General features: G+C 57.5%; 10 protein-coding genes. 4 read left to right on the top strand and 6 right to left on the bottom strand.

Annotated features, from left to right (window positions below):
* The first annotated feature begins 245 nt into the window (after positions 1 to 245).
* A complete protein-coding gene (locus BCS37_RS10250; protein WP_069181337.1) occupies positions 246 to 800 on the top strand; it encodes a biotin transporter BioY in 555 nt (184 codons plus the stop codon).
* Positions 801 to 865: 65 nt separating this feature from the next.
* Here BCS37_RS10250 and sstT read toward each other — a convergent pair whose 3' ends face one another.
* The 4 genes from sstT to BCS37_RS10230 form a co-directional block, all read right to left on the bottom strand.
* Complete coding sequence (gene sstT, locus BCS37_RS10245; RefSeq protein ID WP_069181336.1) at positions 866 to 2,113, bottom strand: serine/threonine transporter SstT; 1,248 nt, start codon at positions 2,111 to 2,113, stop codon at positions 866 to 868.
* Between the two features lie 216 nt (positions 2,114 to 2,329).
* Positions 2,330 to 3,184, bottom strand: coding sequence for a dTDP-4-dehydrorhamnose reductase (gene rfbD / locus BCS37_RS10240; RefSeq protein ID WP_069181335.1), 855 nt, complete (start codon positions 3,182 to 3,184; stop codon positions 2,330 to 2,332).
* Between the two features lie 80 nt (positions 3,185 to 3,264).
* Positions 3,265 to 4,695: a sensor histidine kinase gene (locus BCS37_RS10235; RefSeq protein WP_069181334.1), complete on the bottom strand. Its 1,431-nt coding sequence runs from the start codon at positions 4,693 to 4,695 to the stop codon at positions 3,265 to 3,267.
* The gene (locus BCS37_RS10230) at positions 4,679 to 5,365 is read right to left on the bottom strand and encodes a response regulator transcription factor (protein WP_069181333.1); all 687 of its coding nucleotides are present in this window, start codon (positions 5,363 to 5,365) and stop codon (positions 4,679 to 4,681) included. The genes BCS37_RS10235 and BCS37_RS10230 overlap by 17 nt, the downstream gene beginning before the upstream one ends.
* 176 nt (positions 5,366 to 5,541) lie before the next feature.
* Here BCS37_RS10230 and rsmI point away from each other — a divergent pair, with 176 nt between their 5' ends.
* The gene (gene rsmI, locus BCS37_RS10225; RefSeq protein ID WP_069181332.1) at positions 5,542 to 6,390 is read left to right on the top strand and encodes a 16S rRNA (cytidine(1402)-2'-O)-methyltransferase; all 849 of its coding nucleotides are present in this window, start codon (positions 5,542 to 5,544) and stop codon (positions 6,388 to 6,390) included.
* Here the strand turns inward: rsmI and BCS37_RS10220 are convergent.
* The gene (locus BCS37_RS10220) at positions 6,387 to 6,857 is read right to left on the bottom strand and encodes a hypothetical protein (protein WP_069181331.1); all 471 of its coding nucleotides are present in this window, start codon (positions 6,855 to 6,857) and stop codon (positions 6,387 to 6,389) included. The two genes, rsmI and BCS37_RS10220, sit on opposite strands and share 4 nt — an antisense overlap.
* Positions 6,858 to 7,265: 408 nt before the next feature.
* Positions 7,266 to 7,640, bottom strand: coding sequence for a hypothetical protein (locus BCS37_RS10210; protein WP_069181330.1), 375 nt, complete (start codon positions 7,638 to 7,640; stop codon positions 7,266 to 7,268).
* A gap of 229 nt (positions 7,641 to 7,869) precedes the next feature.
* Between BCS37_RS10210 and metG the strand changes: the two genes are divergently transcribed.
* Complete coding sequence (gene metG, locus BCS37_RS10205; RefSeq protein ID WP_069181329.1) at positions 7,870 to 9,414, top strand: methionine--tRNA ligase; 1,545 nt, start codon at positions 7,870 to 7,872, stop codon at positions 9,412 to 9,414.
* Entirely contained in the window at positions 9,411 to 10,196 is a 786-nt protein-coding gene (locus tag BCS37_RS10200) for a TatD family hydrolase (protein WP_069181328.1), read from the top strand. The genes metG and BCS37_RS10200 overlap by 4 nt, the downstream gene beginning before the upstream one ends.
* Positions 10,197 to 10,460: the final 264 nt, after the last annotated feature.

The following is a 10,460-nucleotide window of genomic DNA, read 5'->3' as shown; positions in this document are numbered from 1 at the left end:
TCCATCCAACCATTTGCAAATGTAATGTGCGATTACACTTGCCGCGATAGAGACGAGCAACGACATGAGTACGTCCATTGTAGTCAATTCCCTCTCCGTGCCCGTATCGGGGATGGCAAACGCGCATAGTATAACATGGGGCGTCTTTTTTGTCATGAGCGAAGTTGGTTAACCGTTTTTATAAAACAAGTTGACGAATCTCCTTTTACGCTGTAAAATACACAGCGTAAAAAGGAGCAATTATGATGACAACACTCGATGATAAATTCTTTTCCGTCCGCAATACGACGCGCATGGCACTGTGCATTGCACTGATCTGCGTGAGTGCGTACATTGCGATCCCTGTGCCGTTCATGGCACCGCTCACGATGCAGACCTTCGTCATGTGTCTTGCCGCGCTCGTGCTCACGCCGCGACAGACGGCGGTTGTCCTCGTGGGCTATACCGTGCTCGGTGCGATCGGACTGCCTGTGTTCGCGGGCGGCGTCGGGGGACTCGGCATCATCTTCGGTCCGCGCGGCGGCTTTTTCATTGGCTTCCTCACGGCCTATACACTCATGAGCATGCTGAAGGGCCGCGAGCCGTCCTTTGCACGCTACGCTCTCGTCGGGACTCTTGTGAGCGTGCCTGTCACCTATGCTATTGCAACACTCTGGCTGACGATCCTCTTCGGGGATAAATTCGCAGGGATTGCCGCTGCATTTATGGCACTCGTACAGTACATCCCGGGCGATCTAATCAAGGCGGTCGCGGCGGCCGCACTCGGCGTGACGCTGAACAGGCGGCTGCGGTATTTCTGAACCTCATACAGACGAAAAAGCGGCTTCTGCACACGGACGCAGAAGCCGCTTTTGTATGTCAAGGATCAGCTTTTCGGGGTCATATCCTCCGCTGTGAGCGTTCCTTCCTTTGCTCGCTCGGCGAACTCCGCAGTTGCGGTGAAGAGAACGTCGGTAGAGCTGTTCAGCGCGGTTTCGCAGGAGTCCTGCAGCACGCCGATGATGAAGCCGACGCCGACGACCTGCATCGCAATGTCGTTGCTGATGCCGAACGAGGAGCAGGCAACGGGGATGAGGAGGAGCGAGCCGCCCGCAACACCCGATGCGCCGCACGCACCGATGGTGGCGATGAGACAGAGGAGGAGGGCGGTCGGCAGATCGACATTGATGTTTAATGTGTGTGCGGCGGCGAGCGAGAGAATTGCAATCGTGATCGCCGCGCCGCTCATGTTGATGGTCGCACCGAGCGGGATGGAGATGGAGTAAACCTCGGGATTGAGCCCAAGCCGCTTGCAGAGCTGGAGGTTGACGGGAATGTTCGCTGCAGAGCTGCGCGTAAAGAATGCGTAGATTCCGCTCTCGCGCAGGGTGGTAAAGACGAGCGGGAACGGATTGCGGCGGATGTGTGTCCAGACGATGATCGGATTCATAATGAGTGCGACGGAGAAGAATGCGCCGAGCAGAACGGCGAGGAGCTGGAGGTAGCTGATGAGGGCATCCACGCCGCTCGTACCAACTGCATCCGCGACGAGCCCCATGATGCCGAACGGAGCGAAACGGATGACCCAGAGTACGATCTGCGTCATGACGACGGCGAAGTCGCGCACCGTGTTTTTCGTGGTCGGGCTTGCTTTCTGGAGAGCGACCCCTGCGAGGACGCTCCATGCAAGGATGCCGATGTAGTTCGCGCTTGCGATTGCGTGAATTGGGTTGTCGACGACGTTCAGAATGAGGTTGTGCACGACCTCGACAATGCCGCTCGGCGGCGCAACATTTGCGTCCGCGACGACGAGATGGAGCGTCGATGGGAAGGCGAAGGAGAACCCGACAGCGACGACGGACGCGAGGAAGGTCGCGATGATGTAGAGACGCACGATGGGCTTCAGTGCCGCACCTGCGCCGACTGTGCGCTGCGCCATCGCGTTCATGACGAGAACGAAGACGAGGATCGGCGCGACACCCTTCAGGGCACGGACGAAGACATCGCCGAGCACGGCGACGACGGGAATGACGGCGGGCGCGTAGAGCGCGATGAGAATACCGATGATGAGTCCGACCGCGATGAGCTTGATGAGTGCCGTCTCGCGGTACTTGCGGCTGATGTTGCTGAGCAAATGGATTCCTCCTTTTTGGAATGAAAAATATGCCCCATTATAGCAGAATGGGGCATATTTGTCACTCTTTTGTCAGGGTATACATATTTGCAGGGCTTGTATGGCGGTGTATTGTCCCGCGCGAACACCTCACTGCACAAGGGATCGTGCACTTTACGCACTTACTCCACTAGTGTTTGCTTTGAAACACACAGCCTCCTCACAGTGCAGCAGCGGCTATTCTGCCGACTCTTTCAGCTCCTTCAAGAACCGTCCCACTGCATCCTGCCACGTCGGCAGACGGCGGAAGCCCGCCTCATCGAGGCTCTTTTTGCTGAGGCGGGAGTTCTTCGGGCGCACGGCCTTCGTCGGGTACATATGCGAGGGGACGGAGGTCACGTTGACATCCGCGCCCGCCTGACGGAAGATCTCGGCGGCGAACTTCGCCCACGAGCAGAACCCCTCATTCGTCGCGTGATAGATGCCGTATTTCTCGCTCTCAAGCATATCCACGAGCAGAGGCGCGAGGTCGCGCGTATACGTGGGCGAGCCGATCTGATCGGCGACGATGGAGAGGCTCTTGTGCGTCTTGGAAAGCTCAAGCATGGTCTTTACGAAATTCTTGCCATGCGCACCGAAGACCCACGAGGTGCGTACGATGAAATACTTTTCGAGATGCTGCTGCACCGCCTCTTCGCCCGCGAGCTTTGATGCACCGTAGACGTTGTGCGGGGCGGTAAGTTCGTTTGTCTCGTGGGGAGCGTCGCCCGTACCGGGGAAAACGTAGTCTGTGCTGACGTAGAGGAGCTTTGCATCTCTCTCTCCCGCGAGACGTGCGAGGATCTCCGTGCCCGCTGCGTTGACCTTGCGGCAGAGTGAGGGTTCGTCCTCTGCCTTGTCCACAGCGGTGTACGCAGCCGCGTGGAGGATGGCATCCGGCTCCGTCGCATCGAGGACGGCGCGCATGACGTTCTCGTCAGACAGCGGGAAGAGCTCGGAGGAGACGCCGTGTACTTCGTGCCCGCGTGCCCTGCATTCCTCCGCGCAGTCATGACCCAGCTGGCCTGTGGCTCCCGTGATGAGGATTTTCATAGCAATCCGCCTTTCTTTTTCTTTTTTACCATTGTACCACAAAAGGCGCCGCCTGTGTACTGCACAGACGACGCCTTTCTTTATTCGCGTATGATCGGAATGGTGAGGGTGATGGTTGTGCCCTCGTCCACGGCGCTCTTCAGCGCAATCTTGATGTCGTGGCGCTCGGCGATCCAGCATGCGATGGAAAGTCCGAGGCCCGAGCCGCCTGTCTCCTTCGTGCGCGAGGAGTCCACGCGGTAGAAACGGTCGAAGATGCGTGACTGATGTTCGGGGGCGATTCCGATGCCGTTGTCCGAGAGGGTCACGATGACAGACCTCCCGTCCGGAGAGAGCACGGAGTAGGCGTGGATGTGCCCGCCCGCAGGCGTGTATTTCAGGCTGTTCTCGAGGAAGATGCGCAGGAGCTGTCGCAGCAGCACAGGGTCGGCACTCACGGTTGCGGGATCGTTTCGTCCGAGCGTGACCTCGTGTGAGGTCGTAACGGTTTCCATCTTCTCCATCGTGTCGGCGAGGAGCTCGGCGAAATCGACCTCTTCCTTGTTGACTGCCTGACGCTTCTGGTCGGCGCGCGCAAGGAAGAGCAGCTTCTCGATGAGCTGCTGCATATTTTCCGCCTCCGTACGGATGGCGGTAATGCCCTCGTCGAGGATGTTCTTGTCCTCGCGTCCCCAACGCGTGAGCATATCCGAGTAGCCGAGAATGACCGTGAGCGGCGTGCGCAGCTCGTGTGAGGCATCCGATACGAAGCGCTGCTGCTGCGTGAACCCCTCCTGCAGACGGTCAAGCATGCGGTTGAATGTGCGCGCGAGTTCGGAGAGCTCATCGTGTGCGCGTGGTACGTCGAGACGCCGCCCGAGACGTTCGACCTCGATGCTGCGTGCCGTCCACGTGATCTCGCGAATGGGTTTCAGGATGCGCCCGCTAATGAAGTGTCCCGCGAGGAGCGCGATCAGAAAGCAGATGGCGACTGTGTAGAAGAGCAGACGCTGCAGCGAGTTGAAAAAGTCCTTTTCTGTGGTAATCGTACGGAGAAAGTGGATCTGATAGCGGATTCCTCCATACTCGACATTGCGCCGCGCATGATAGACCGCACCGCCCTGGAACTCGGAGACCTCCATCTCGGGATTTGCCCAGATCGGTGTTGACACGCGTCCTGCCTCGATCGTCTCAATCGAGGGGAAATGGGCATCCGTATCGAGCACAACGCGCCCCTCATTGTCCGTGATGCGCACGATGACACCGGGGATCACAGGCCCATCGAACCAGAACTTTGCCTCTGCCGCATTGCCGCTCTCGATATTGCCCATCACATGGCGGATGCTGCGGTCGAGGTCGACCTCCGCTTGCCGATAAAAATAGATGTACGCGCCAATCCCCAGAATCGCCGTTGATAAGATGAGTACGAAAAAGAGGATTGCGGCGTACATCACAGTGATCTTTGTAGAGATGCGGATGTAGAAGTGGCGGTCGATCCAACGGGCTAGGCGCGAATTAGTCGCGGACAACATATCCGACACCCCGCACCGTGTAGATGTACTTCTTGTTGAAGCGGTCATCCAGCTTGGCGCGCAGGTAGCGGATATAGACATCGACTACGTTCGTTTCTCCTGTGTAGTCGAACCCCCATACCTCCTGCAGAATCTGATCGCGCGTCAGCACGGTGCGCTTGTTGCGCAGGAGATATTCGAGAAGATCGTATTCGCGCTTCGTGAGGGCGACGGTCTCGCCGTCCACCTGTACCTCGTAGCGCGAGAGGAACATGATGAGATTCTTCACCGTGAGCCGGTCGGAGGCATCCTCCGTCGAGATGTCGCGGCGGCGCAGTGCGTTGCGGAGACGCGCGAGCAGCTCGGGCACGGCAAACGGCTTCGTGATGTAGTCGTCCGCGCCGATGTCGAGCCCCTCCACGCGATCCTCGACCGCATCGCGTGCCGTCAGCATGATGATCGGCACGTTCGAGACCGTGCGGACACGGCGGCAGATTTCAATGCCGTCCATCCCCGGCAGCATGACATCGAGCAGAATGATGTCGAAATTCTCCTGAATGATGCGCTCATAGGCGCGCGTGCCATTGCCCTCGGTCTCTGCTTCGAAGCCCTCGTGCTCAAGCTCCATCTGCAGAAAACGTGCAATGCGAACTTCGTCCTCGACAATGAGGACACGTGCTTTTTCGTCCATGGATATCCCCCTCGTTATTCCTTGTTTCTGTCCCTACTATATATGAATGCAGGGAAAATGAAAAGTCAAAAATGAGAAATATAATCGAAATTTTAAGAGTGGGGTGTTTTCATAACCCTCACTTGACAATGCAGCGTCCGTGCCGTATAAACAAAAGAAGAAAATACAGCGGAGGAATGACAGTGACAGGAAAGCTCTATCTCTGTGCGACGCCCATCGGCAACCTCGGCGACATCACCTATCGCGCCGTCGAGATGCTGCGCACGGCGGATGTGATCGCCGCTGAGGACACGCGGCACACGCGCGGACTTCTCGCGCACTACGACATCCACACGCCCATGACGAGCTACCACGAGCACAACAAGGAGGAAAAGGGAGCGGAGCTGATTGCGCGGATGCGGGCGGGCGAGACCGTCGTCTGTGTCAGCGACGCAGGGCTGCCGGGCATCGCCGACCCCGGCGGCGACCTCGCGCGGCGTGCAATTGCGGAGGGCATCCCCGTCACGCCGCTGCCGGGCGCGAACGCCGCACTCTCTGCGCTCATCTGCGCGGGACTGCCGTTGGAGGGATTCACTTTCGTCGGCTTCCTCCCGCGCAAGGAGAAGAAGCGGCGCGAGCTCCTTGCGCGCATCGCCGCCTACCCCGAGACACTGATCTTCTACGAGGCGCCGCATCGTCTGCGCGAGACGCTTGCCGCTCTTGCGGCGAAACTCGGCGCAGAGCGGCGTGCGTGCGCTGCGCGCGAGCTTACGAAGAAGTTCGAAGAGCTGCGCCGCACGACGCTCGGCAACCTCCTCGCACACTATCGGGAGCACGAGCCGCGCGGCGAGTTTGTTCTCATCGTCGCGGGCGCGGACGAATCTGCCGCCGCTGCGGATGATGTGGAGGAGATGTCCCTCACGGAGCGCTACGAGGCGCATATCGCCGAGGGACTCGACAAGAAAGACGCTATGCGCCGTACCGCGCAGGAGCTTGGCATCTCACGGCGGGATGTGTATCAGGCGCTCTTGGCGGAGGAGCGTTAATTGCCGCGCGTGTCGGTTGCCGCGCGAATGCTGATGGTGACGACGGACCATGTGGGGTCGCTCTGATAGAACTTGAAGTAATAGACGCAGTCCTCCGTTCGGTAGGTGCAATTTACTGCAATAATCTCCTGACGACGCGGTGAGCGGATAATCTCTCGATCATGTGAGATCGTCCGCTTTGCTCCCTGTTTTTGGAAGAAATCGTCGTAGAATGCACGCAGTTTTTGCAGGGGAAGGAGAGATTTGCAGGTATAGCTGAGCGATCGGTGCTCCTCCTTCCGCCATATTGTGAACGGTTTCACTATGACGGTTTCCGGCGAATAAGGGATCTCCATATAGGCGTTTACAATGGTTTCCTCATGCTGTTTTCCCTGCGGAGAGAGGCTGAAATAGGCGGAGCGAAGCGCGATCACTGTGATCATGACCAAGAAAAAGCACAGATACCACTTGGCGATTCGTTTTCTCATTCGGATCCCCTTCTTAACTTGGAGAAATTATGCGATACATGAATCTGTATTTAAGAGCATCCGTGCCGCAGTTGGAGACCTTTCTCGCCGTGAAAAAGGTCATAGACGAATGGGACCCCCTGCATTTGTTTCCATCTGCGCCGCCAGACGAATATGAGCATGAAGTTCACTTGATCTGCAAGCGGCTGGAGGCGTGTCCCCCGTGGCGGAATGCCCCTGCTCCTGATGAGTTGGCAGGGTTTATTGGCCATGTCTGTTGTGACTGTAATTGCTGTTATCGCGGTTGGACAGCGTATCGAGCGGTTGCAGACAAGGTCATTCACGCGATCAAAAATGTCCCCGCTTGACCATAGCGATACATACGGACACCGACGTTCATCCCCGATACAGAAATGTATCAGCGATTCCCTAGCGGAGACGATTGTCCGCAGCGGCATGAATGCTGATGGAGATGTTCGTCCAGAGCACATCGCCCTTGTAAAAGCGGATATAATAAACACAGTCCTCTGTGTGATAGGTGTAACTCGTTGAGACAATGGTTCGCGGATGTGGCGGGCGCTGTGTTCTGGTTTGATGTGAGACTGTTTTCTGTGCGCCAAGCTTTTGAAAAAAGTCATCATAGAACGCAGTGAGCTCGACCGGCGTGAGCAGGGACTTGCACCGATAGGAAAGGTGGCGGTGCTCTTCCTTTCTCCAGATATCGAACGGCTCCGTGATGACGGTTCCCGGCGGATATGGTATCTGCAGATAGGCGTCCACGATGGTCGATTCAAACTGCTTCACTTGGGGGGATATATCTAAATATGTATCGCGCATTATCATTGCTGTGATATAAACGATAAATAGGCATACCACCCAATCAGGAATGCGTATCCTCATATGTCTCCCCCCCTCTGATTATTTTATCGTATCATTTTATCCAATGTGTAAGAGATAAGAATGCCGCCGCAGTTGTCACCATGCATTGTCTGTGCTACTATATAGTACATCAAATCGAAACGAGGCATGATTTATGAGTGAAAAGACTCCCTTTTACATCACTACACCGATTTACTATCCGAGCGCGAAGCTGCACATCGGACACGCTTACTGCACGACGGTTGCGGACACGATTGCGCGGTTCAAGCGGCTTGCGGGCTACGATGTGTTCTTTCTGACCGGCTCGGACGAGCACGGGCAGAAGATCCAACAGGCGGCGGAGAAGGAGGGCGTAACGCCCCTTCAGTACGTCGACCGCATTGTTGCGGGCTTTCAGGAGCTGTGGCGGCTGCTCGGCATCTCCTATGACGACTTTATCCGCACGTCGGAGGAGCGTCACCACGAACTCGTACAGCATATTTTCCAAAAAATCTACGATCAGGGCGACATCTACAAGGGAGAGTACAAAGGGCTCTACTGTACGCCGTGCGAGAGCTACTGGACGAAGCTGCAGCTCGACGAGAACGGCTGCTGCCCCGACTGCCACCGCCCCGTGCAGGAGGTCGCGGAGGAGGCGTACTTCTTCCGCATGAGCAAATATGCTGACCGTCTGCTTGCCTACATCAACGAACATCCCGATTTCATCCAGCCCGTCTCGCGCCACAACGAGATGATTGCGTTCATCGAGCAGGGGCTGGAGGATCTGTGCGTCTCTCGCACCTCGTTCGACTGGGGTATCCCCGTGCCGTTTGACCCGAAGCACGTCGTCTACGTCTGGTTCGATGCGCTCACGAACTACCTCACGCCGATCGGCTATATGCACGACAAGGAAAAATTCAACCACTACTGGCCGGCGGACGTGCATCTCGTCGGCAAGGAGATTGTGCGCTTCCACACGATCATCTGGGGCTGTATGCTGATGGCACTCGGCATTGACCTGCCGAAAAAGGTCTATGGGCACGGTTGGCTCATCGTGGACGGGGCAAAGATGTCGAAATCCGTCGGCAACGTGGTCGATCCGATCGCGCTCATTGAGGAGTTCGGCGCGGATGCCGTGCGCTACTTCCTGCTGCGCGAGATCACGCTCGGGCAGGACGGCAACATCTCGCGCGACACACTCATCGGGCGCATCAACTCGGATCTGGCGAACGATCTCGGCAATCTGCTGCACAGAACCCTTTCGATGGCGAAGAAGTATCGGAAGGGCGTTATCACAAAGGGCGCAGGGCGCACGGACTTCGATGCGGTGCTTGAGGAAATGGCTGCAGCGACGGTCGCGGACTATACGGCGCAGATGGAGCGCATGGAGCTCTCTGCCGCGATTAAGACGGCGTGGGCACTGATCTCGCGTACGAACAAGTACATCGATGAGACCGCACCGTGGACGCTCGCAAAGGACGAGGCGAAGGCGGCAGAGCTCGACTCCGTGATCTATCATCTCGTCGAGTCGCTGCGCATCACGAGCATCCTGATCTCCCCGTTCCTGCCCGTGACTGCACGCCGCATCCACGAGCAGCTGGGATTCACGTCGGACTTTGCGGCGGTGCAGCTCTCCGATGCCGCGTGGGGCGGACTGCCTGACGGTCACACGGTCGGTACGGCGCAGCAGCTTTTCCCGCGCATTGAGATCGAAAAATGACGACATTCATTGATACGCACGCGCATCTGTATGACGAACGCTACGATGACGACCGCGCAGAGATGATTGCGCGTGCCGCCGCGGCGGGGGTCACGCAGATCATCAGCATGGGCGATACGATGGCGGCATCCGCGCAGGTGGTCGCCGATGCGGAGCAGTATCCCACGCTCTACGCCGCTGTCGGTGTGCACCCCGAGAGCGCGTGTGTGCTGACGGATGCGGAGCGTGCGCAGCTGCTCACGTGGGCGAAGCATCCGAAGGTGGTCGCCATTGGCGAGATCGGACTCGACTACTACTGGGAGAAAGATCCGAAGGTACGCGCCCTGCAGCGCGAACTCTTTGTGACCCAACTGAATCTCGCACGTGCGGCGGGGCTGCCCGTGTGCATCCACGACCGTGAGGCGCACGGGGATACACTCGCCATCCTGCAGGCAGCGGGGCGTGATCTCACAGGCGTACTGCACTGCTATTCGGGCAGTCTGGAGACAGCGCGCGAACTGTGGAAGCTCGGCTACTATATCGGCGTCGACGGTCCTCTGACGTTCAAGAATGCGGGAAAGCTGCCCGCAATCGTGCGCGAAGCTCCGCAGGAGAGTCTCCTCATCGAGACGGACAGCCCGTACCTCGCGCCCGTGCCGAAGCGCGGCAAGCGCAACGAGCCTGCCTACGTCGTGCACGTCGCGGCAAAGATTGCAGAGCTGCGCGGCGAGACCGTGGAGGAGGTTGCACGCTATACAACGGAGAATGCGCGGCGGCTGTATCCGAAGCTGAAAATGGGGTGACACAGCGGCGCGAGTCCCACCCTCGCGTTGGGGACGAATCTCAGAACACAAGCCAGATATACCTGTCTTGTTGAACTGAAATTGAAACAAATTTATTATTCTTTCGTAAATTGTCGCCCTGCGCGTGGAGCACGCTTCCGCACGCAGGGCTTTTCTGTGGGACAATTTTCCCTAAAGTGGTGAACCAGATGAGAAAAACACTCTCAATTTAAAGCTGAATCCCATTTTTCATGAAAAATTCAGCTTGAAGTGGGAAAATACCGT

Origin of the sequence: Selenomonas sp. oral taxon 920 (assembly GCF_001717585.1) — a bacterium.
Classification (GTDB): Bacteria; Bacillota; Negativicutes; order Selenomonadales; family Selenomonadaceae; genus Centipeda.
Note: the sequence above shows the minus strand (reverse complement) of the source record. Positions and strands in the feature narration are given on the sequence as shown.